Source organism: Bradyrhizobium sp. SZCCHNR1093 (assembly GCF_032381175.1).
Lineage (GTDB): Bacteria > Pseudomonadota > Alphaproteobacteria > Rhizobiales > Xanthobacteraceae > Bradyrhizobium.
This window is the reverse complement of record NZ_JAUHJJ010000007.1, coordinates 250,029-272,602: the sequence shown is the minus strand read 5'-3', so window position 1 is coordinate 272,602 and position 22,574 is coordinate 250,029. Positions and strand designations below refer to the sequence as shown.

20 protein-coding genes are annotated in these 22,574 nt (G+C 66.5%); 12 read left to right on the top strand and 8 right to left on the bottom strand.

Translation table 11 applies throughout. From position 1 onward, the window contains the following. Positions 1-17 precede the first annotated feature (17 nt). The 5 genes from QX070_RS23100 (at position 18) to QX070_RS23080 (ending at position 6,534) form a co-directional block, all read left to right on the top strand. The gene (locus QX070_RS23100; protein ID WP_315739408.1) at positions 18-956 is read left to right on the top strand and encodes a SurA N-terminal domain-containing protein; all 939 of its coding nucleotides are present in this window, start codon (positions 18-20) and stop codon (positions 954-956) included. Beyond that, on the top strand, positions 956-1,957 hold the full coding sequence (gene pdxA / locus QX070_RS23095; protein WP_315739406.1) for a 4-hydroxythreonine-4-phosphate dehydrogenase PdxA: 1,002 nt from the start codon (positions 956-958) through the stop codon (positions 1,955-1,957). The genes QX070_RS23100 and pdxA overlap by 1 nt, the downstream gene beginning before the upstream one ends. Further along, entirely contained in the window at positions 1,954-2,814 is an 861-nt protein-coding gene (rsmA, locus tag QX070_RS23090) for a 16S rRNA (adenine(1518)-N(6)/adenine(1519)-N(6))-dimethyltransferase RsmA (protein WP_315739405.1), read from the top strand. The genes pdxA and rsmA overlap by 4 nt, the downstream gene beginning before the upstream one ends. Before the next feature lie 27 nt (positions 2,815-2,841). Next, a complete protein-coding gene (locus QX070_RS23085) occupies positions 2,842-3,900 on the top strand; it encodes an alcohol dehydrogenase (RefSeq protein ID WP_315739404.1) in 1,059 nt (352 codons plus the stop codon). A 381-nt stretch (positions 3,901-4,281) separates the two neighbouring features. After that, positions 4,282-6,534: a hypothetical protein gene (locus QX070_RS23080; RefSeq protein ID WP_315739403.1), complete on the top strand. Its 2,253-nt coding sequence runs from the start codon at positions 4,282-4,284 to the stop codon at positions 6,532-6,534. A gap of 8 nt (positions 6,535-6,542) precedes the next feature. Here the strand turns inward: QX070_RS23080 and gmk are convergent, their stop codons facing one another. The 7 genes from gmk to fabD form a co-directional block, all read right to left on the bottom strand. Further along, positions 6,543-7,202 carry a guanylate kinase gene (gene gmk, locus QX070_RS23075; protein WP_315739402.1) on the bottom strand — a complete coding sequence of 220 codons (660 nt, stop codon included), beginning with the start codon at positions 7,200-7,202 and terminating at the stop codon, positions 6,543-6,545. Positions 7,203-7,205: 3 nt separating this feature from the next. Continuing rightward, a complete protein-coding gene (locus tag QX070_RS23070) occupies positions 7,206-8,093 on the bottom strand; it encodes a YicC/YloC family endoribonuclease (RefSeq protein ID WP_315739454.1) in 888 nt (295 codons plus the stop codon). Positions 8,094-8,217: 124 nt separating this feature from the next. Continuing rightward, the gene (mltG, locus tag QX070_RS23065; protein WP_315739401.1) at positions 8,218-9,510 is read right to left on the bottom strand and encodes an endolytic transglycosylase MltG; all 1,293 of its coding nucleotides are present in this window, start codon (positions 9,508-9,510) and stop codon (positions 8,218-8,220) included. Between the two features lie 278 nt (positions 9,511-9,788). After that, positions 9,789-11,054 (bottom strand): beta-ketoacyl-ACP synthase II, encoded by a 1,266-nt coding sequence (fabF, locus tag QX070_RS23060; RefSeq protein WP_315739400.1) that lies wholly within the window; start codon positions 11,052-11,054, stop codon positions 9,789-9,791. Positions 11,055-11,274: 220 nt separating this feature from the next. Then, positions 11,275-11,514, bottom strand: coding sequence for an acyl carrier protein (locus tag QX070_RS23055; protein ID WP_006610957.1), 240 nt, complete (start codon positions 11,512-11,514; stop codon positions 11,275-11,277). A 436-nt stretch (positions 11,515-11,950) separates the two neighbouring features. Next, positions 11,951-12,688, bottom strand: a complete 738-nt coding sequence (gene fabG, locus QX070_RS23050; RefSeq protein WP_315739398.1) for a 3-oxoacyl-[acyl-carrier-protein] reductase — start codon at positions 12,686-12,688, stop codon at positions 11,951-11,953. Between the two features lie 33 nt (positions 12,689-12,721). After that, entirely contained in the window at positions 12,722-13,681 is a 960-nt protein-coding gene (gene fabD, locus QX070_RS23045) for an ACP S-malonyltransferase (RefSeq protein ID WP_315739397.1), read from the bottom strand. 371 nt (positions 13,682-14,052) lie between these two features. Between fabD and rpsF the strand changes: the two genes are divergently transcribed. The 4 genes from rpsF to rplI all read left to right on the top strand — a co-directional run bounded on the left by rpsF (position 14,053) and on the right by rplI (position 16,488). Continuing rightward, on the top strand, positions 14,053-14,517 hold the full coding sequence (gene rpsF, locus QX070_RS23040; protein ID WP_315739396.1) for a 30S ribosomal protein S6: 465 nt from the start codon (positions 14,053-14,055) through the stop codon (positions 14,515-14,517). A gap of 5 nt (positions 14,518-14,522) precedes the next feature. Beyond that, positions 14,523-14,762 (top strand): 30S ribosomal protein S18, encoded by a 240-nt coding sequence (rpsR, locus tag QX070_RS23035; RefSeq protein ID WP_008963441.1) that lies wholly within the window; start codon positions 14,523-14,525, stop codon positions 14,760-14,762. A 132-nt stretch (positions 14,763-14,894) separates the two neighbouring features. After that, entirely contained in the window at positions 14,895-15,845 is a 951-nt protein-coding gene (locus QX070_RS23030) for a hypothetical protein (protein ID WP_315739394.1), read from the top strand. Between the two features lie 49 nt (positions 15,846-15,894). Further along, positions 15,895-16,488 (top strand): 50S ribosomal protein L9, encoded by a 594-nt coding sequence (gene rplI, locus QX070_RS23025; protein ID WP_315739393.1) that lies wholly within the window; start codon positions 15,895-15,897, stop codon positions 16,486-16,488. 61 nt (positions 16,489-16,549) lie between these two features. Here rplI and QX070_RS23020 read toward each other — a convergent pair whose 3' ends face one another. Then, positions 16,550-17,335: a hypothetical protein gene (locus tag QX070_RS23020; RefSeq protein ID WP_315739392.1), complete on the bottom strand. Its 786-nt coding sequence runs from the start codon at positions 17,333-17,335 to the stop codon at positions 16,550-16,552. A 422-nt stretch (positions 17,336-17,757) separates the two neighbouring features. Between QX070_RS23020 and QX070_RS23015 the strand changes: the two genes are divergently transcribed. The 3 genes from QX070_RS23015 to alr all read left to right on the top strand — a co-directional run bounded on the left by QX070_RS23015 (position 17,758) and on the right by alr (position 22,394). Next, entirely contained in the window at positions 17,758-19,008 is a 1,251-nt protein-coding gene (locus QX070_RS23015; RefSeq protein ID WP_315739391.1) for a cyclopropane-fatty-acyl-phospholipid synthase family protein, read from the top strand. Between the two features lie 641 nt (positions 19,009-19,649). Continuing rightward, a complete protein-coding gene (locus QX070_RS23010; RefSeq protein WP_315739390.1) occupies positions 19,650-21,158 on the top strand; it encodes a replicative DNA helicase in 1,509 nt (502 codons plus the stop codon). 45 nt (positions 21,159-21,203) lie between these two features. After that, positions 21,204-22,394, top strand: coding sequence for an alanine racemase (gene alr / locus QX070_RS23005; RefSeq protein ID WP_315739389.1), 1,191 nt, complete (start codon positions 21,204-21,206; stop codon positions 22,392-22,394). The last annotated feature ends 180 nt before the right edge of the window (positions 22,395-22,574 follow it).

Below are 22,574 nucleotides of genomic sequence, written 5' to 3'. Positions count from 1 at the left end.
GACAGCGAAGCTTGGTCATGACGATCGCGTTCTCTCCTCGCCTTCGGGCCCTGGCCATCTGCACTCTTGCCGCACTCGTCTGCGGCATCGGAACGATGTCGGCTCGCGCTCAGAGCATCGTCGTCATGGTCAATGGCGATCCCATCACCGACTATGACATCGAGCAGCGCACCAAGCTGAACTTCCTGAGCACTCGCAAGCATCAGTCCCGCCAGGAGATCATCGACGAGCTGATCGACGACAAGGTGAAGATCAAGGAGGGCAAGAAGTACGGCGTCGAGCCGACTGCCTCCGACGTCGACCAGTCGTTTGCCGGCATGGGCTCTCGCATGCGGCTCAACCCGGAACAGTTGACCAAATCGCTGGAGAGCCAGGGCGTGCGGCCGGAGACGCTGAAGGCCCGCATCAAGGCCGAGATCGTCTGGAGCAGCCTGGTGCGCGGCCGCTACAAGGAGCGGCTGCTCGTCTCCGACAAGGACGTCGCCGCGGCTGTCGCCGCCGCCGGCGGCGACGGCGATCAGCAGGGCCAAGCGTTCGAGTACAAGATGCAGCCGATCGTGCTGATCGTGTCGAACTCCTCGAACCAGGGCTTGATGGAAGCACGTCACAAGGAGGCGGAGGCGCTGCGCTCACGGGTGCAGACCTGCGCCGAAGCCAACAACATCTTCAAGACGACGGCGAATGCGGTCATCAAGGAGATCGTCGTCAAGACGTCCGCCGACATTCCGCCGAATCTGCGCAAGCTGCTCGATGACACGCCGATCGGCCACCTGACTCCGCCGGAAGCGACACGGCAGGGCATTCAGATGGTGGCGCTCTGCTCGCGGACTCCGACCACGATCGACACGCCGAAGAAGCGCGAGATCAAGGAGCAGATGTATACCAAGAAATACGAGGCCACCTCCAAGGCCTATCTGCAGGAAGTCCGCAAGGCGGCGATGATCGAATATCGCTGATGACGAAGCCGCTCGCGCTGACCCTGGGGGAACCGGCAGGCATCGGCCCCGACATCACCCTGCAGGCGTGGCTGCGCCGCACCGAGCTCGGACTCCCCGCCTTCTACGTGCGCGGTGATCCGGCCTTCCTGGCTCAGCGCGCCAAGCTGCTCGACCTCCCCGTCACTGTGGACGAGGTTCGTCCCGAACAAGCGGCGCAGGCGTTTGCGACCGCGCTGCCCGTGGTCTCCACCGGGCACGCCGTGACGGCCCTGCCGGGCCGCCCGGACATGACGAGTGCCGAGGCGGCCATCGGCTCGATCCGGGAGGCCGTGGCCGACGTGAGGGCCGGACGCGCCAGCGCCGTCGTGACCAACCCGATCGCCAAGGCCGTCCTCTACCGCGCCGGCTTCTCGCATCCCGGCCATACCGAATTTCTCGCCGAGCTCGCCGCGGATGGCGGAGCCACGCCACAGCCGGTCATGATGCTGTGGTCGCCTGTTCTCGCCGTGGTGCCGGTGACGATCCACGTCGCGTTGCGCGATGCGATCGAGCAGCTGACCAGCCCGCTGATCACGTCGACGACGCGCATCGTCGCCGCCAGCCTGCGCCGCTATTTCGGCGTGTCGCGGCCGCGCATCGCCATGTCGGGGCTCAATCCGCATGCCGGCGAGGACGGCACGCTGGGCACCGAGGAGGACACGATCATCGCTCCGGCGATCGCCACCTTGCGCAACGCGGGCCTGGACGTGCAGGGGCCGCTGCCGGCCGACACCATGTTTCATCAAGCCGCGCGCAAGTCCTACGACTGCGCGATCTGCATGTACCACGATCAGGCGCTGATCCCGATCAAGACGCTGGCGTTCGACGAGGGCGTCAACGTGACGCTCGGCCTGCCCTTCATCCGCACCTCGCCCGACCACGGCACGGCCTTCGACATTGCCGGCAAGGGCACCGCCAATCCGGCGAGCCTGATCGCGGCGCTCGAGCTCGCGGCACGCATGGCCAGCCAGTCGTCATGAGCGCGATCGACGACCTCCCGCCGCTGCGCGAGGTCATTCGCGATCATCAGCTGTCGGCGCGCAAGGCGCTCGGCCAGAACTTCCTGCTCGATCTCAATCTCACCGCCCGGATCGCGCGGGCCGCGGGTCCGCTGGAGGACGCCACCGTGGTGGAGATCGGCCCCGGCCCGGGAGGCCTGACGCGGGCGCTGCTCGCGCTCGGCGCGCGCCACGTGATCGCGGTCGAGCACGACGAGCGCGCGATCCCGGCGCTGCAGGCGATCGCCGACCGTTACCCCGGCCGGCTCGAAATCGTCTGCACCGACGCCCGCACCTTCGACGTCCGGCCCTATCTCGGCAGCACCAAGGCGAAGATCGTCGCCAACCTGCCGTACAACATCGCCACGCATCTCTTGATCGGCTGGCTTTCCGTAGAGCCGTGGCCGCCCTGGTACGACATGATGGTGCTGATGTTTCAGCGCGAGGTCGCCGAGCGGATCGTCGCGCGCGAGAACGAGGACGCCTATGGCCGGCTCGGCGTGTTCGCCAACTGGCGCTGCGAGACCAAGATCCTGTTCGACATCTCGCCCTCGGCCTTCGTACCGCCGCCGAAGGTCACCTCGTCGGTGGTGCGGCTGGTGCCGCGCCTTTCACCCGAACCGTGCGACCGCCGCGCGCTCGAACAGGTTGCCGCAGCCGCCTTCGGCCAGCGCCGCAAGATGCTGCGGCAGAGCCTGAAGTCGCTGCCCGCCGATCCCGCGCGTCTGGCTGCCGCGGCCGGGGTCGATTCCACGCGCCGCGCCGAGACCATCCCGGTTTCCGGCTTTGTTGCCATGGCCCGCGAATTGACCAATAGTCGCAACGAGAACAAGTCTTAATCAACAAGCATTTCAGGGAGTTTCATCATGGCGTTGATGCGCCGTCAGTCGCTCGTCAAATTCGATGCACCGCTGTGCGAGACGATCGCCGAGACGCCGAAGCCGCAAGGCCGGGAAGTTCTGGTTCGCATCGAGCGTTGCGGCCTGTGCCATTCCGACCTGCACATCCAGGACGGCTATGCCGATCTCGGCAATGGCAAGCGACTCGACACCACACGCGGCATGACCCTGCCCTTCACGCTCGGACACGAGATTGCCGGCGTCGTCGACGAGGTCGGACCCGATGTGCCGAAGGAGCTGATCGGCGCGCGCCGCGCAGTCTTTCCGTGGATCGGCTGCGGCCAATGCCGCGATTGCGCCAATGGCGACGAGAATTTGTGCGCCAAGCAGCGCTTCCTCGGCGTCTCCATCGACGGCGGCTTCGCCACCCACGTGCTGGTGCCCGACGCGAAATATCTGCTGGAGTATGATCCGCTGCCGGTCAACCAGGCCGCGACCCTGATGTGCTCCGGCGTAACGGCCTATGGCGCGCTCAAGCGCCTCGTGGATCGGCCGCGCCAGCGCAATTTGCTGCTGATCGGACTCGGCGGCGTCGGCATGATGGGCCTGTCGTTCGCGCAGGCGATGTTCAAGCAACCGATCTCGGTGGCCGACCTCTCGGCGGCCGCGCGCGAGACCGCGCTGAAGAATGGCGCCGCGACGGCCTACGATCCGGCCGAGCCGGATGTGATCAAGCGCATCCTCAAGGAGACCGAGGGCGGCTTCGACGAGGTCGTCGATTTCGCCGGCAACGAGAAGTCGATGGCCTTTGCGGTGTCCGTCGTCGCACGCGGCGGCAAGATCGTCGTCTCCGGACTGATGGGCGGCCAGTTCACCCTGCCGATGGTTCAATGGGTGTACAAGCGCATGACCATCGAGGGCTTCATGGTCGGCACGCTGGCTGAGGCGCACGAGTTGATGGCGCTCGCGCGCGCCGGCAAGATCAAGCCGCCGCCGATGCGCGAGGAGCCGATGGCTGACGTACAGAAGTGGATCGATGCACTGCGCGCCGGCCATGTGGTCGGACGTGTGGTGCTGACGAACTGATCCGTCGCCTGTTGCGACATCGGACGCGGCGGCGGTGCTGCACCGCCGCCGCTGCTGCCAATCATTTGTCCACAAACGCAGAGGTTGTCGGTGTGACGCCCTTTATCCCTGAGGGTGAAAAACCAGGTCCATCTTCACCGATGTGACCGATTTGGCGCGATAGCGCGGCCAAAATCGCGGCGCGATGCAAACCCTCTTGTGGGAAAAAAGCCGCACTCGGACACGAAAGGATCGAGACAGAATTAATCCGGAATTGCGGCTCATTGCCACCCAACTTGTCTCCGAGAACGCGCCGTTGCGTAAGCGTATCCGGAGTCTTCAATGGCAAGCCGAACGGCAGGAGTTGCATTTGCCATTGCTGCCGGAATCGCTGGCACCGTCGTGCTCGTGCTGCCGCGCGTCGTCTTCGCGGCGGAGGAATGTCTGACCGAGCCGACGGGAGAGAAGTCCGACGCGCAACGCTGGTACTATCGTTTCGATCGTGGCACCAATCGGCGCTGCTGGTATCTGAAAGACGCCAACGGCAACCCCCGTGACGCCGCGGCACCGATACGGGCGACGCAGCAGCCGGCTCCCTGGGACTTCGCACAGCCCGCTCCACCCAAACTGACGCCAAGACGCACCGATGGCCCGGTCGTTCGCACCAGCGACGCCCTCGCAGAAGCGCCGCAGCCGCGGCTGCGTACCGATCTCGCCGTGCGAGGCACGCCGAAGCCGCAGACCCTCGCCACACGGACGACGCTGACGGCGTCGGACGCCAGCCTGCCGCGCAGCCTCGATACCTCGCCCTGGCCCTCCGCCCCGCCGCAACAGGCTGACCCGATTGCGGCCGATGCGCCACCGCCGGCAATGGCCGACGACGGCAATGTGGAGCCGGACGCGAATGCGGCGCCGGCTGCCGACGGGCCGATCATCGCACCCAAGCCGAGCAAGCCCGAAGCGCCCATCCACGTGCTCATGCTCGTGGTCATCGGCGCACTCGCGATTTCAGGACTGCTGGCGAGCGCGCTCTATCGGCTCAGCCGGATGGGACGGCGGCAACGGCGCAACGGCAGCTGGCACGCGGACGCAGTACGGATGCGCCGTAGTCGCATCAAACCACGGTCCAAGGCGCCGCAGGGCGGGATGCGTGCGAACCGCGGCAGCATGCCGGCGGCACCATCCCATCCAGGCAGCAGCCGCGGCTCTCAGCCGGCTTCGGCGCTCGACCTCGCCAGCGCGCGGCTGTCCGCTTCAACGGACCAGATCGACCCCCGTGCACAGCGACCGGCGCCGTCTCCCCAGCATCAGGATCACCCGGCCGTGGCCGCTCGCCGACGCGACCGGGACGCGGCTGCGGAGATGCAACGGTCGCAGTCCACCGACGCAGTGTGGCAGGCGGTCGATGAGCTGGTGGATCGCGCAGCGGTGCGCCGGGCTGAGCCTTCCGGGGCACAGGCCGCTGCGGCCAACGTGCAGCCATCGCCGGCTGCCGCAATTGCTCCATCGCCTGCTGCTCCGGCGCAAGCACAACTGACGGCTGCCCAGATGGCCGCGGCGCAGGCCGCTGCCACCAAGATTGCAGCAGCCCAGGCGAGTGCCGCAGCCGCCTCGCAACGCTCGCCGACCTATGCGGCGCCGACCGCACCCGCCGAGCCCTGGCCGGCTGCGCAGCGAGTTGAACCTGCGAATCCCACCCGCGTCCAGGCGGCCGCACCGATGCCGCCACCCGCCCCGCCACCGACGCAGGCTGGCACAAGCGCCGCCCCACCCGCCCCTGTCGACGTCAGCGAAATCGTGTCGGCGCTGCGCAAGGCCCGCAGCAGCGAAGCCGCGTCCCCCTCTGCCGGCGCCCCGGTCGACGCCGCCAAGGTGATTGCCGCGCTGCTGGTATCGCGCGCGGCCAAGCGGCGTACCACGCAACCCGGCGAGGCTGGCGATGCTCCGGCTGCAGCGGTCCTCGCTGAGACGGCTCCGCCAGCGCGTGAGGACGCGGCCCCCCAGACCACGCCGGCATCGCAACATCTGACGGATCGTCTGCGTGGCGGCCAGCCGGCCGCTCAGCCCGTTCCCGCGATGCCCGATCAACCCACGCGCGCGCCGTCGACGGCACCAGCCGATCCAGCGGCCGCACTGATCGAGACGCTTCGCGCGCATGCGGCACGACAACCGGCCCCTCAGCCTGACGATGACATCGCCATGGCCGGACCCGCGATGATGTCGGAGGCCCCTGCCGCCGAAGACGATGAGCTCGACGATCCCGCGGCGGCGCTGATCAACCTTCTGCAGTCGCGCTTTTCATTGCCCGAGGACGAGCTGGAGGCAGAGCCGCAGCAGGAGGAGCACGAGGAGTTCTCCGTCGAGGCTCAGCAGAACGTCGCGCACATGCATGATGATCCCGCGGCCCGACTGATGAGTCTCCTGGAATCGCGGTCGTCGATCCCCGCCGCGCTCCCCATCGACAGACCGCAGGCGCAGCGGCCGCAGCAGCAGCGCCCCCTGTTCGTGCCGACGCCGTTCGAGGACCCGGCGACCCCGCCGCTCGACTTCATTCCGCGGCCGCCCGCGCTGCGGCCGCGGCCGCGCAACATTCAGCAGGATGAGTCGCTCGACGGCATCCAGGACATCCTGGCGCGCCTCGGCCGACGGGCGTGACAGGCGCCTCAGCTTTCGAGCTGGCGCTGCAACTCGCGGACGAAGGTCGTCAATCCGGTCCGGCGCTCGCGCTTCAGGCGCTCTGCCTTGAGGATCGACTGCACCTCGGCAAACGCATCGTCGACGTTGCGGTTGATGACGATGTAGTCGTACTCCGCCCAGTGGCTCATCTCGTGACTGGCGCGGCTCATGCGCCCGCGTATGACCTCATCGGAGTCCTGCGCACGCGTATGCAGCCGCTTCTCGAGATCGGCGGCGGACGGCGGCAGGATGAACACGCTGACGACGTCCTGCCGCGCCTTCTCGCGCAGTTGCTGCGTGCCCTGCCAGTCGATGTCGAACAGCACATCCTGGCCGCCGGAGAGCGCCGCTTCGACCGGCGCGCGTGGCGTGCCATAGCGGTTGTCGAACACGGTGGCCCATTCGAGCAGCTCGTTGCGCTTGGCCATGTCCTCGAAGCGCGCCCGGTCGACGAAGTGATAGTCGCGGCCGTCGATCTCACCGGGGCGCATCGGACGCGTCGTCGCCGAAACCGACATCCGCAGGCCCGGCATGCGCTCGATCAGCAGGCGCGACAGCGTCGTCTTGCCCGCCCCCGAAGGCGATGACAGCACGAACATCAGGCCGCGCCGCTCGACCCCATCGAAGCTTCCGTCGTGAGCCGCCATGGATCACTCCAGATTCTGAACCTGTTCGCGGAACTGCTCGACCACGGTCTTCATCTCGAGGCCGATGTTCGTCAGCTCGATATCGTTCGACTTCGAGCAGGTGGTGTTGACCTCGCGATGGAATTCCTGGGCGAGGAAGTCGAGCCGGCGGCCGACAGGCCCGCCCTTGCCGAGCATCTCGCGCGCCTGCGCGATGTGCGAGGTAATGCGATCGAGCTCCTCGCGCACGTCGGCCTTGGCCGCGATCAGCAGCGCCTCCTGCGCCAGGCGATCGGGATCGAAACGATCGGAGGTCTCGAGTAAGGCTGCCACCTGCTCGGCCAGCCGCGCCTTGATCGCCTCGGGCTTGCGGCCCGGCGATGCCTCCGCCTTTTTCGCCAGCGCCTCGATCTCGTCGACGCGCTGATTGAGGATTTGTCCGAGTGTGTCGCCCTCGCGCCGGCGCATCTCGACGAGATGCTTCAGCGCGGTCTCGAACGCCGCGATCGCCGCCTCCTTGGCGGCCTTGTCCTCGGCCTCGTCACTCTCCGGCTCCGCCACCTCGATCACGCCCTTGATCGACAACAGCCCATCGATGCTCGGTGCGACCGCGTCGATCCGGCCCGCAAGCGAGCTCGCCATCTTCACCACCGCAGCCAACACGTCCTCGTTGATTCGCACCGTCGACCCGGTCTCGGTGCGCTTGACGGTGAGATTCGCATAGACGGTGCCGCGCGACAGGACTTCCGTTGCGCGCTTCTTGGCGAAGGCCTCGACCTCGTCCCAGCCCTGCGGCAACCGCACCCGGATGTCCAATCCCTTGGCGTTGACCGACTTCAACTCCCACTCGAACGAGTAGGGACCGCTTGCTCCGTGGCTACGGGCAAAGCCGGTCATGCTCGACAGCGCCATTTCGTCCATGTCTCCGGCACATTGGGAACGAGGACAGACTCAGCCCCCGCCAAAAGTGCGCGAACCTTACGGCCTTTTGGGCAAATGTTAAGCCCGGTTCTGCGCGGCCGACATGCGTGGGAAATTATTGCTGAACGACCGGCGGGCTCGGCTGCGCCGCCCCCTGACGGGCGCCATTGCCAGGTGCGGCCCCCGGTGCAACTCCGCCGGTGGCGCGGTTGGCCGGCGGCTTCTTTGCCGCTGCGGGAGTCCGTGGGGCCGCCGCTCCGGCCGCCGGATCGGCCGCGCCGCCCACGACGGCAGGCGGCGCCTCGTCGGGCTCGACGGTGTCGTTCTGGGTCTGCCGCTCCATCGCCCTGAGCTTGGCGACGTTCTTCTGGTGCAGGTCGTAGGTTTCAGTGAACGCATGGCCGCCGGTGCCGTCGGCGACGAAATAGAGATCGCGCGTGCGCGCCGGATTGGCCGTCGCCTCCAGCGAGGCGCGGCCGGGGTTGGAGATCGGTCCCGGCGGCAGGCCCTCGATCACGTAGGTGTTGTAGGGCGACGGTTGGGTGATCTCGCTGCGCTTGATCGGACGGCCCAGCGTGCCCTTGCCGCCAACCAGACCATAGATGATGGTCGGATCGGACTGCAGCTTGATCCTCTGCTTCAGCCGGTTGACGAATACGGCGGCCACCCGGCTGCGCTCGTCGGGCTTGCCGGTCTCCTTTTCGACGATCGAAGCCAGCGTCACCAGCTGCTCCGGCGTCCTGACCGGCAGATCCGGACTACGCCGTTCCCAGATCTCGGCCAACACCCGCTTCTGCGCCTGCTGCATGCGTTGCACGACCTGATCGCGGCTGGTGCCGCGCGGGAACTTGTAGGTCTCCGGCAACAACGTGCCTTCGCGCGGAATCTCGCGGACGCTGCCGGTGAAGATCTCGTTTTCGGACAGGCGGGCCACGATCTGCTCTGACGTCAGGCCCTCGGGCACGGTCACCGAATGCTGCACGACCTTGCCTTCGACGATGACGCCGATCACGTCGCGCAACGACGCATTCTTCTGGAACGCATACTCGCCCGGCTTGAGGTCGGAACTGGCCTTCAGGGCATAGACCCCACCAATGAAGATCCACGGATTGACGTCGATCACGCCTTCACGCGCGAGTACGTCGGCAATATCGCGTTTACCCGCGCGCTGCGGGATATTGACGATCTTGTCCTCCTGCAGCGGTCCTGCCGCTTCGAGGATCTGCCGTCCATAATAGTAGGCCGCGCCCACGCCGAGCATGGCCAGGATGAGCAAGGTGATGATCGCATTGCCGACCACCACGAACGGATTGCGGGCGCGGTCGGAGCGGCGCGGCGGCGGCGGCACGCGTTCCGGCTCCAGCGCTGCGCGCGGGCTGCGGGGTGAGATGGGCGGCCGTTCACTCATCGATGCAACCTTCAGTCCTGTCGCTCTCGTCGTGGCCGTGCGCTCCCCAACGCAAGCGACCTGAAGTCCACGCCCAATTTAACGATTCGTCATGTCGTCATCGAATACGGCGAAAAGGTGTTTTCGCCGGGCCTCACCGCCATGCGCATCCACTTACCGCATCGGCGCCGAAGGCCGACCTGCGAAGGACACGCGAAGTCTTGGGTTCTAGTGTGGCTGCAGTCGGATATCCACGTGACCAAGCGACAATCGGCCCGAGCGGCATCCGTCCTTCCGCACTAGTTCGCCACGCGCCGCAAAACCACCGACGCGTTGGTGCCGCCGAAACCAAACGAGTTCGACAGCGCCACGTTGATCTCGCGTTTGCGAGGCGCATGCGGCACGAGGTCGATCGCGGTCTCCACCGACGGGTTCTCCAGGTTGATCGTCGGCGGAGCGATGTTATCCCGAATCGCGAGAATGCTGAAGATCGCTTCGACGGCGCCCGCAGCTCCCAGGAGATGACCGATCGACGATTTGGTCGAGGACATCGAGATCTTCGACGCGGAATTGCCGAGCAGACGCTCGACGGCGCCGAGCTCGATCTCGTCGCCGACCTGCGTCGAGGTGCCGTGGGCGTTGATGTAGTCGAGATCGGCTGCCGTGATGCCGGCACGCTTCAAGGCGGCACTCATGCTGCGAAAGCCGCCGTCGCCGTCCGGAGATGGCGAGGTGATGTGATAGGCATCTCCGGACAGTCCGTAGCCGGAGACTTCGGCGTAGATCCGCGCGCCGCGTGCCTTGGCGTGCTCATACTCCTCGAGCACGACCACACCGGCGCCCTCGCCCATCACGAAGCCGTCGCGGTCCTTGTCGTAAGGGCGCGATGCCCGCTCGGGCGTCTCGTTGAATCCGGTCGACAGCGTGCGCGCCGCGCAGAACCCGGCCATGCCGATTCGGCAAATCGGCGATTCGGTGCCGCCGGCGACCATGACATCGGCATCGCCGAGCGCGATCAGTCGGCTGGCGTCGCCGATCGCATGCGCGCCGGTCGAGCAGGCGGTGACTACCGAATGATTGGGGCCCTTGAGCCCGTGCTCGATCGAGACATAGCCCGAGGCGAGGTTGATCAGACGTCCGGGAATGAAGAAGGGCGACACTTTGCGCGGACCACGCTCCTTCAGGAGGATCGCAGTGTCGGCAATGCCCGAGAGGCCACCGATGCCGGACCCGATCAACGTGCCGGTGGCGCAGCGGTCCTCTTCCGTTGCCGGATGCCAGTTGGCGTCATCGAGCGCCTGACGCGCCGCAGCCATCGCGAAAATGATGAAATCGTCGACCTTGCGCTGGTCCTTCGGCTCCATCCACTGGTCGGCATTGAAGGTGCCGTCGGAGCCATCGCCGCGCGGCACCTGACAGGCCACCTTGGCGGGAAGATCGGAGACATCGAACGACTCGATCAAGCGCGCACCGCTCTTGCCCTGAAGGATGCGCTGCCAGGTCGTTTCCACACCACAGCCAAGCGGCGAAACCATGCCAAGGCCAGTGACGACAACCCGCCTCATGTTCGTTTCTCCAGACCCGACCTTGAGCGCTTGTGGATCGGCTGACTGCCGTCGCCGCACCTCGGGTCAATTGTTCGAGTAACACGTTCTGGCCAGGCAGCGCGTCCGAATCGTCCGTCGCCGGCCGCCAGATGACGGCTCATCGCGACGCCGCCAACAGCAAGAAACCGGTCGACCGCACAAGACGGATCGGCCGGTTTCGCGCAACTTCGCTAGAGCGTCAGCTCTTGGCGTTCTTCTCGAGGAACTTGGTGGCGTCGCCGACAGTCAGGATCGTCTCCGCGGCGTCGTCCGGAATCTCGCAACCGAACTCTTCCTCGAAGGCCATGACGAGCTCGACCGTGTCGAGGCTGTCAGCACCGAGGTCGTCAATGAAGCTCGCGTTGTCGACCACTTTCTCGGGCTCGACACCAAGGTGTTCGACCACGATCTTCTTAACCCGCTCGCCAATCTCACTCATCGTTCAACCTCGTGCTTGTTCCTTTAAGACCCGACCCCCGGATGATCCGCATCACCCCGGCCGCTAAACTTCCTTCGCGATCGCGCAAAACCAGATTTGCCCCGCAGCGCCCCTTTACCGAAATTTGGCGGACGACTTGCGGTCCGAAAACTTCGGAAACGGGGCCACTCACAAACTCCAATCCACACTCTCCATGAGGCCGGTACGCCTCCGATCCAGAGCGCTCAAACAGAAACCCGGATCAGCAGCACCAGTCGACGGAGGCCCGGCGAACGATGGTAGCTCGCCCCGCCAATATACAGGGTTTGGAAATCCTGCAATGGCGTTCTTCGTGCCCCCATCAGCCGCCCGGTTACCATACACGCGAATCATTGACCACACGGCCCGGTATGGTGGTCGCGACGTCTTTTCGCCGCATTCCGAGCCGCGGCAGAGCCTAGATCATGGCCATGCCGCCATTGACGTGGATGGTCTGGCCCGTGACATAGGCCGCCTCGTTTGAGGCGAGGTACACCGCAGCTGCAGCAATGTCCTCGGGCGTGCCCAACCGCGCCGCCGGCACCTTGGCGAGGATCGACTCGCGCTGCTTCTCGTTCAACGCGTCGGTCATCGGTGTCTTGATGAAGCCCGGGGCGATGCAGTTGGCGGTCACGCCGCGCTTGGCATATTCGGCACCGAGCGTCTTGATCATGCCGATGATGCCGGCCTTGGACGCCGTGTAATTGCCCTGCCCCGGATTGCCGGTGACGCCGACGATCGAGGTGATCGCGATGATGCGGCCGAAGCGCTTGCGCATCATCAGCTTGGTGGCGGCACGCGAGAGGCGGAATGTCGCGGTCAGGTTGACCTTGATCACTTCGTCCCAATCCTCGTCGCGCAGCTGCACGAACAGGTTGTCGCGGGTGATGCCGGCGTTGGCGACGAGAATGTCGACCTGCCCCATGGCCTGTTCGGCGGCCGGTACCAGCGCCTCGACCTCGGCCGTATCCGACAGATTGCAGGGCAGCACGTGCACGCGGCTGCCCAGCTCGCCCGCGAGGGTCTCGAGCACCTCGCGCCGGGTGCCGGAAACGGCCACGGTCGCTCCCTGGGCATGCAATGCCTTGGCGATCGCATTGCCGATGCCGCCGGTCGCGCCGGTGACCAGCGCGGTCCTGCCACTCAGATCGAACATCAAACTCTCCTCAATGCCGCTGCACGCAGCCCTTTACGACGTTTTGGCCGCGGCCAGCGCATCCTTGGCGGCCGCGATGTCCGCCGGCCCGCCGACGGCGACACCGACCGCACCGTCCGCGATCCGCTTGACCAGGCCGCTCAGCACCTTGCCGGCGCCGATTTCGAAAAACCGCGTCACGCCCTGGCTCGCCATGTAGGCGATCGATTCGCGCCAGCGCACCGTACCCGTGACCTGCTCGACCAGGCGACGGCGAATCTCGTCGGGATCACTGATCGGCGCCGCGAGCACGTTCGAGACCAGCGGCGCGGCTGGCGCCTTGATGGTGACCTTGGACAGCGCCTCCGCCATGACGTCCGCCGCCGGCTGCATGAGCTTGCAATGGAACGGCGCGGAGACCGGCAGCAGCATGGCGCGCTTGGCGCCCTTGCCGCGCGCGATCTCGACCGCGCGGTCGACGGCGGCCCTGTTGCCGGACACCACCACCTGCCCTCCGCCATTGTCGTTGGCGGCCTGGCAGACCTCGCCCTGGGCCGCCTCGTCGGCAACAGCCACGGCGGCCTCGTAATCCATCCCGAGCAGCGCGGCCATGGCGCCGACGCCCACCGGAACGGCCTTCTGCATGGCGAGACCGCGCGTCCGCAGCAGGCGGGCGGTGTCGGCGATGGTCAGGCTGCCGGCAGCCGCGAGTGCCGAATATTCGCCGAGGGAGTGGCCGGCGACGAAGGCCGCATCACGCCCGACCGAGAACCCCGCCTCGGCCTCCAGCACCCGCAAGGTTGCCATCGAAACCGCCATCAGGGCGGGCTGGGCGTTCTCGGTCAATTGCAGGGTTTCGGCCGGGCCTTCCCAGATGAGGGCGGTCAGCTTCTCGCTGAGGGCGGCGTCGACCTCCTCGAACACGGAGCGGGCGACCGGGAAGGCGTCCGCGAGCGCCTTGCCCATGCCGACGGCCTGGGACCCCTGCCCCGGAAAAGTGAATGCTGCCGTCATGGCCGCCCCCTGAACGTTCCAAAATCCCTGGAATTGAGTAGCTTTGGCCGGAAAGACACTGGCAAAGGCTGGGATGTCAAGCGCGTGACGGGCGCAATTCGACCACTTTCCCTTGCCTTGGCGCCGAAAATCGGTATAAGGCCCGCCATCCGTGGATCCCGAGCCGGGAGCTGAACGGACGGTCCCAGCAAATTAACCTTGCTCGATCCTGGGGATGTATCTCCTCCAGGATGTCCAGGCGACTTTGGTGGGGCAGGGCCAGTCGGCCCGTCGTCCCGTGTTCCCGCCTTCTGAGCTGACGTCTGCGAGTCCTTTCCACAAGGGCTCGAAGGGCTTGACGCCGGGATCTGCGCAACATGGAAAGGACAGCCATGCCTCTTTATGAGCATGTTTTTCTCGCGCGTCAGGACGCGAGCACCCAGCAGGTGGAAGAACTGACGGCCCAGATGACCGGCATCGTCGAAGGTCTCGGCGGCAAGATCACCAAGACCGAGAATTGGGGCGTTCGCTCCCTCACCTACCGCATGAACAAGAACCGCAAGGCGCACTTCGTGCTGCTCAACATCGACGCGCCTTCGGCGGCGATCGCCGAGATCGAGCGTCAGGAGCGGATCAGCGAGGACGTGATTCGTTACCTGAGCGTCCGCGTCGACGAGCTCGAGGAAGGTCCGTCGGCGATGATGCGCAAGGCCGATCGCGACCGTGAGCGCGACGACCGTGGCGGCGGCTTCCGTGGTGAGCGCGATGGCGGCGGTTTCCGCGGTGATCGTGGCGACCGTGGTGATCGCGGTCCCCCGCGCCGTCCCCGTGACGAAGAAACTGCGGACGAGGAGTAAGATCAATGGCTGAAGCCCCCGCACGTCGCCCGTTCTTCCGCCGCCGCAAGACCTGCCCGTTCTCCGGGCCGAACGCGCCGAAGATCGACTACAAGGACTCCAAGCTGCTGATGCGCTACGTGTCCGAGCGCGGCAAGATCGTGCCGAGCCGCATTACGGCCGTCTCGGCAAAGAAGCAGCGCGAGCTCGCGCGCGCCATCAAGCGCGCCCGCTTCCTCGGCCTGCTGCCCTACGTCATCCGCTGATTGCGGACCTCGGACCGGCGGCCCCGCGCCGCCGGCTCCTCTCGTTGAATTCTCATAAGGCTTCCGGGTCGTCCGGTCGCCGATGGTTGGGGCCATCACGCCTCTAACCGCTCGAAGGGAGCGGGACAGCTGATGATCGGAACGCTTCTCATCGCGCTCGCGGCAGGCGCTGCCTCCGCGGTCATGTTCGCCTCGACCGGGTCGGGCGTGATGACGGCGCTCGTGCTTGCGCTGCTCGCGCCCGTGCCGCTGCTGGTCGCCGCGATCGCCTGGGGCCGGCCTTGCGCTGTCATCGGCGGTCTCGTGGCAACCGCTTGCGTGCTGGCCATCTTCGGCTTCGATCGCGCTCTCGCCTTTGCCGTCTCCGTGACGCTGCCGGCCTGGTGGCTCGGCCACCTCGTCCTGCTCGGCCGTCCGACGACCAGCCCGTCCGGCCAGGATGGCATCGAATGGTATCCGCCCGGCCATATCCTGCTGTGGATCGCGGTGATCGCGGCGCTGATCGCCGCGTTCTCCTTCGGCACCGACATGACGGCCACCAATCAGGGTCTCAGGCGGCTGCTGTCGCGCGTGCTCGGCAATACCGTCACGTCGACCGACGCGGTCGACATTCCCCGGCTGATCGAGCTCTTGGTCTTCATGGCGCCGCCCATGGCCGCGGTGATCATGACCACGATCCTGTCGCTCAACGTTCTGGCAGCCGCAAAGATCACGGCGATCTCCGGCCGGCTGATGCGCCCATGGCCTCGCCTGCGTGACACCAAGCTGCCGCTGATGACGCTTCCGGCGCTGTTTGCGATCATCGCCTTCTGCTTCCCAGGCGGACTGATCGGCATGTTGGCGCGGATCGCCGCCGCAGCGCTGCTGACCGCCTATGCGCTGACCGGCTTCGCGGTCCTGCATACGCTGACCTTGCCGCTGCGCACCCGGCCGCTCTGGCTCGGCCTCGCCTACGCGCTGATGCTGACCTTCATCTGGCCGATCCCCATGCTGGCGATGATCGTCCTCGGCCTCGCCGACGCCGCCTTCGACCTCCGCCACCGTTTCGGCCCGCGGCAGCCGCCGCCTTTGCCGGTGCCGTAAAGGCTCAACCTCACACCAACCGCTTCCGAACATCACAAGGAGAACATCGATGGAAGTCATTCTGCTGGAACGTGTCGCCAAGCTCGGCCAGATGGGCGAGATCGTGAAGGTCAAGGACGGGTTCGCCCGCAACTTCCTGCTGAAGCGCAAGAAGGCGCTGCGGGCGACGGCCGAGAACAAGGCCAAGTACGAGGGCATGAAGGCCGATCTCGAGGCCAACAATATCAAGGCCAAGGGCGAGGCGGCCAAGGTCGCCGAGAAGATCGACGGCCGCGACATCGTCATCATCCGCCAAGCCTCCGAATCCGGCCAGCTGTTCGGCTCGGTCTCGGTGCGTGACATCGTCGCCGCGCTGGCCGCCGACGGCATCACCGTCAGCCGGCCGCAGGTCTGGCTCGACGCCCCGATCAAGACGATCGGCAAGCAGACGATCACCATCGCGATCCACCCGGAGGTCGAGACCTCGGTGACCGTGACGGTCGCCCGCAGCGCCGACGAGGCCGAGCGCATCAAGCGCGGCGAGGACATCTCGACCCGCCAGGAGGACCGCGACGCCGCCGCCGAAGCGATTGCCGCCGCCGGCGAGTTCTTCGATCCGGAGGCCCAGGACGAGGGCGCTGCCGGCGAGCCCGCGCAGCAGTAAGCGCGCTCAGCCCATTTGCGGAAAAGCCCGGCTCAACGAGCCGGGCTTTTTCATTGTCGTCTCACCGCGAGGGCGAGGACGGAACCGAGGGATCCGACGGCACCGACTGGGTCGTGGCCGGCGCCGGCGTCACCGGCGGGACCGGATCGGCCCGCAGCGCCGGGGCGGCGTCGCTCGATCTCGCCGGCTCGACCCGCGGCGGCTCGGAGCCGGCGGCGCTGTCCTCGCGCGACGGCGACGGCCGGGTCGCACCGGTCGGCTCGCCGCGCGTCTCCTCCGCAGCCGAGCCCTCCTGGGCCGGCTTCTTGCGCTTGCCGAGCCTGCCCTTCTTCGCGGGCGCGCTGCCCTCGCCATCGGCCGGCGCAGCGGTTGGATCCGCTGCCGCGTCGGGCTTCGCCTCGGCCGGCGCGGAGCGCTTGGAGTGATGACCCGAACGGCGGCGCGGCTCGCCTGGGCTGGCAGCAGCATCCGCGGCGGCTGGCTTCGCCTCCGACGGCTCGGTGGCGGCCGACCGAGCGCGGCGCTCGGACCGCGTCTCCTTGCCGTCCTTGGCCGAATGGCCCGTGTAGCGCGCATCCGCAGCGCCGTTCGCAATCAGGTAGTTGGCGAGCACGCCGGCCATCTCGGGGCTCGTCGTATAATGCTGGCGCAGAAACCCGGGCAGCGAGCCGGCCGAGGTGTTCTTGACCAGGCCGCGCGGCGACTTGTGGCAGACCACGCAGGTCCCGTTGTAGATCTGCGCAGGACTCTTGCCCGCATCGAGATTTTCCTGCGCAACGGCGGCCCCCGCAAAGCCCATGCAGAACACCGCCACCACCGTCGCCAAATTGAGCGCTCGGCCCACCATTCTCATTCTCCAGCTATGGTTTCGCCCACACGGCGCCGCCCCCGCGCGACATCCGCTGCCGTGTTTCCTCTCGCGATCAGCCGAACGTGACAGCGGACATTGCGGTCGCTCCACGCCCTCGATGGCGATTCCTTCAGACCTCGTCCGGCGGTCAGATGCCGGACACCGGCCAAAAGGCCGGCGGCCGCGGCCTTTTTAACGGATTGCGGAGCGAATGAAAGCGCACAGATGTTCCTGCGCTGAGATGTCCATCGATCAATGACATGACGGAATATCGGCGTTGTGTTCATGGCAGTGGCGTCGGCTTGTGCCCGCTGAGTAACATAACAAGGTGATGACAGGGAACCAATCGGTTCTCGATGCGTCGAGTGCGACGGCCGGGAAAGTCAACAACTCACGGGATGGCTCGTTGGGTGGTGTGGATGGACCGTTTGCTGCGAAGTCTGTTGAGTAGCTTCATTTGCCGTGGGTCGATCAGCTTTACGACCGCCAGCGGCACGACGTTCAGCTGCGGGGATGGAACCGGTGTTCCCGTGGCGGCACGATTCCTGACCCATGAAGCCGAGCGCCGGCTTCTGGCCAATCCCGAGCTCGCGCTCGGCGAGATCTATATGGACGGCTCGTTCGTGGTCGAACGGGGATCGATCGCGGATCTGCTGTCGATCGTGATGAGCCAGCCGGCCGTGGTGCCCGACTGGGCAAAACCGCAATGGTGGCTGCGCTACCTGGCCCGCCATCTGCGCCAGCTCAACGTCAGGGGACGCGCGCGCCGCAACGTCGCCCATCATTACGATCTCGACGGCCGGCTGTATTCGCTGTTCCTCGATGCCGACCGGCAATATTCCTGCGCCTATTTCGAGACGCCGGACGCGACGCTGGACGACGCCCAGCTCGCCAAGAAACGTCATCTCGCAGCCAAGCTGCTGATCGGCCGCCGCCATCGCATCCTCGACATCGGCTGCGGCTGGGGCGGGCTTGGACTTTACCTGGCTGAGATGTGTGATGCCGACGTGACCGGCGTGACGTTGTCGGCCGAGCAGTTGCAGGTCGCCGAAGCCCGCGCGGCCGAACGTAGCCTCTCCGCCTCCGCCCGCTTCCTGCTGCAGGATTATCGCGACGTGCCCGGCACCTTCGACCGCATCGTCTCGGTCGGCATGTTCGAGCATGTCGGGGTCGCCTTCTACGACACCTTCTTTCGCCGCTGCGCCGAGCTGCTCGCGGACGACGGCGTCATGCTGCTGCATTCGATCGGACGCTCCGGGGGGCCGGATGCGACCAATCCATGGATCGCCAAATACATCTTCCCCGGCGGTTACATCCCAGCCCTCTCGGAGGTGCTGCCGGCGATCGAGCGCGCCGGGCTGCTCGTCTGCGACATCGAGATCCTGCGGCTGCACTACGCGGAGACCCTGAAGGCGTGGCGCGAACGCTTCATGGCCCGGCGCGACGAGGCCGTGCAGCTCTATGACGAGCGCTTCGCGCGGATGTGGGAGTTCTACCTGGCGATATCGGAGATGGCGTTCCGCAAGCAGAACCTGATGAATGTCCAGATCCAGCTGACGAAGCGCCAGGGCATCGTGCCGATGACGCGCGACTACATTCCCCGTGAGGAGACGCGGCTGCGGGCGCGCGAGCGCGGCAGCCGTCCGGCGCTGCGGATGGCAGGGGAGTAGCGCGCGCGGCCCGGGACGACAGCGGAGGGCGGCGTCAGTGCGATGGTCTTGCAGAGACGGATGCCCGCATTCGCTCGGCAGCGCCCCGCCGGGCTCGGGTTCAATTTTGAGACGCGCGGTGGACAGGTTGCGTCTCGCGCGCGAGATCACGCCCATCCGACTCAAATTTTCAAACAAATCGTGCGGTCTGTGAACTGGCTCACAGACCCCGGGAAAGCCTGGCCGTAGTGTCCCCGCATGTCCCAGAGCCCCACCAGAGCCATGTTGGAACCGCAGACCGACTTCAGCACCGACTACGCGCTGATTGCCGCCGGCGTGGGTGCCTCCCTCCTCGCCCTCCTCTATCTGCTGCTGGTCTGACGTCCCGCGCGGATCCGCTGGCGGCCGTGGCGCGCATGGGCGTGCCGGCTCCCGTTCCCATATCGCAGAACTGTCGAACGATCGCGTTCCCTGATTGCAGCGGCGCGTCACTCCCGCCTGCGCGGCGTTGAGTCCCGCCGGTTCCGTCAAGCGCGACATCTGGCGAGTCCGGATTCATCCACCAGATTTACCGGACGGTGAATAGCGCTCAGCTTTCGCTTCCGCTTCGCGCGCGACTGGCGCTTTATCCCCTCCCCTTCAAAGCTGCTAAACACGCGGTCATGGCACTCACCGATTCGAACGTTCACAAGCTGGCGCCGACTGACGCAGCAACGCCGGCCTATCGCAGCGCTCCTCACAACATCGAGGCGGAACAGGGTCTGCTCGGCGCGATCCTGGTCAACAACGACGCGTTCTATCGCGTGTCGGACTTCCTCGAGCCGAAGCATTTCTTCGAGCCGCTGCACCAGACCGTGTTCGAGACCGCGTCCAGCCTGATCCGGATGGGCAAGGTCGCGACGCCGGTGACCTTGAAGACGTTCCTGCCCGCCGACGTCGACATCGGCGGCATGACCGTCGGGCAGTATCTGGCGCGGCTCGCGGCCGAAGCGACCACGATCATCAACGCCCAGGACTATGGCCGCACCATCTACGACCTGTCGTTGCGCCGCGATCTGATCGGCATCGGCGAGGACATGGTCAACGTCGCCTATGACGCGCCGGTCGACTTCGCGCCGCGCAACCAGATCGAGGACGCCGAGCGCCGGCTGTACGAGCTCGCGGAGTCCGGCCGCTACGACGGCGGGTTCCAGAAATTCTCGCAAGCCCTGACGACCGCGCTCGACATGGCCGCCAAGGCGTTCCAGCGCGACGGCAAGCTGTCCGGCATCTCGACGGGCCTGCGCGATCTCGACGCCAAGATGGGCGGCCTGCAGCACTCCGACTTGATCATCCTCGCCGGCCGTCCCGGCATGGGCAAGACCTCGCTCGCGACCAACATCGCCTACAACGTCGCCCAGGCCTATGTGCCCGAATTGCAGCCCGACGGCACCTATCGGGCCGCCCAGGGCGGCGTGGTCGGGTTCTTCTCGTGCGAAATGAGCGGCGAGCAGCTCGCCACCCGTATCATCGCCGAGCGCAGCGGCATTCCGTCGAGCCACATCCGCCGCGGCGGCATCACCGAGGCCGATTTCGAGAAGCTGCGCGAATGCTCGATCGAGCTGCAGTCGCTGCCGTTCTATGTCGACGAGACCGGCGGCATCTCGATCGCCCAGGTGATGGCGCGCGCCCGCCGTCTGAAGCGCCAGAAGGGCCTCGACCTCCTGGTGATCGACTACATCCAGCTACTGTCGGGCTCGGGCAAGCGCGGCAACGACAACCGCGTGCAGGAAATCACCGAGATCACCACCAGCCTGAAGGCGCTGGCCAAGGAGCTCAGCGTTCCCATCATCGCGCTGTCGCAGCTGTCGCGTCAGGTCGAGAATCGCGAGGACAAGCGGCCGCAGCTGTCGGACCTGCGTGAATCCGGCTCGATCGAGCAGGACGCCGACGTGGTGCTGTTCGTGTATCGCGGCGAGTACTACCTCGCCGCCAAGGAGCCGCGCCCCGGCACCGAGGAGCACCAGAAGTGGCAGATGGAAATGGATCTGGCGCTCGGCAAGGCCGAGGTGATCATCGGCAAGCAGCGCCACGGTCCGACCGGCACGGTTGAATTGCACTTCGACGCCTCGGTCACGCGCTTCGGCGACCTCGCCCATGACGGCCTGCCGCCGCAGCATCACGACTATTGACCGTGTGCTGTTGAACCGGGACGCTGCACCGCGTAAAAGCGCGACATGAGCGTTCCCGATCTGAAACCCGCCGCTGATCAGCCCGCCCCCGGTCCTGAGGAGGTCCAGGTGCCCGCCAGCGCCACCGGCGTGCTGACGATCGATGTCGACGCGCTCGCCGCCAATTGGCGCAAGCTGGAAAAGACCGCGGTGCCGGCCGAATGCGCCGGCGTGATCAAGGCCGACGCCTATGGCTGCGGCATCCCGCAGGTGGCGCGCACGCTCGCGGCCGCCGGCTGCAAGACCTTCTTCGTCGCGACGCTCGCCGAGGCCAAGGTCGCCCGCGCGGCCCTGCCCGACACTGCCGCGCTCTACGTGCTCGACGGCTTCTTCCAGAACACCGGCGACGACTACGCTGCGATCAACTGCCGCCCGGTCATCGGCGAGCTCAACGAGCTCGCCGAATGGGACATCTTCTGCCGCCGCACTGGCTGGAAGGGCGGCGCCGCCGTCCATGTCGACACCGGCATGAACCGGCTCGGCCTCACCCCGATCGATGCGCAGGGCATGATCCCGCGCATCCAGAGCGGCGACCACGGCATCACGCTGGTCATGAGCCATCTGGCCTCCGCCGAGCAGATCAACAGCCCGTCGAACGCGCGCCAGCTCGCGACATTCCGCGAGGTCGCCAGCGTCTTCACCGGCGTGCCCGCCGCGCTTGCCGCCTCCTCCGGCATCTTCCTCGGCGCCTCGTTCCAGTTCGACATGGTCCGCCCGGGTGCAGCGCTCTACGGCGTCAACCCGACGCCGGAGGCCGACAATCCGATGCAGCCGGTGGCCGAGATAAGAGCGCGCATCGTGCAGTTGCGCGACCTCGCCCGTGGCGACACGGTCGGGTATGGCGGCACCTGGACGGCGCGCCGCCCGACAAAGATCGCGATCCTCTCCGCCGGCTATGCCGACGGCTATTTCCGCGCGGCGAGCTCCAACGACGGCACCCGCGGCGCCGACGTCATCATTGCCGGCCAACGCTGCCCGATCGCAGGGCGCATCTCGATGGACCTGATCGCGGTGGATGTCACCGACCTGCCGCCGAAGGCCGCCCGCCGCGGCCACTTCGCCACGCTGCTCGGCGAGGGCATCACGGTCGACGAGCTCGCGCATCATTTCGGCACCATCGGCTACGAAGTCCTGACCAATCTCGGCCGGCGCTATCATCGCATCTACAAGGGCGGCGCGGCGACAGCGGAAAGCTGATCGCGCGCAGCAACGCTCTCTGTCTGACGTGCACACAGCTGCTGCCACATCGTCATTGCGAGCGCAGCGAAGCAATCCAGAGTCCCGCACACCACCCTGGATTGCTTCGCTGCGCTCGCAATGACGGTGAACTGACATGAGCCATCGTTCTCGCGGCATGTAACGCCCGAGGCTTGCATC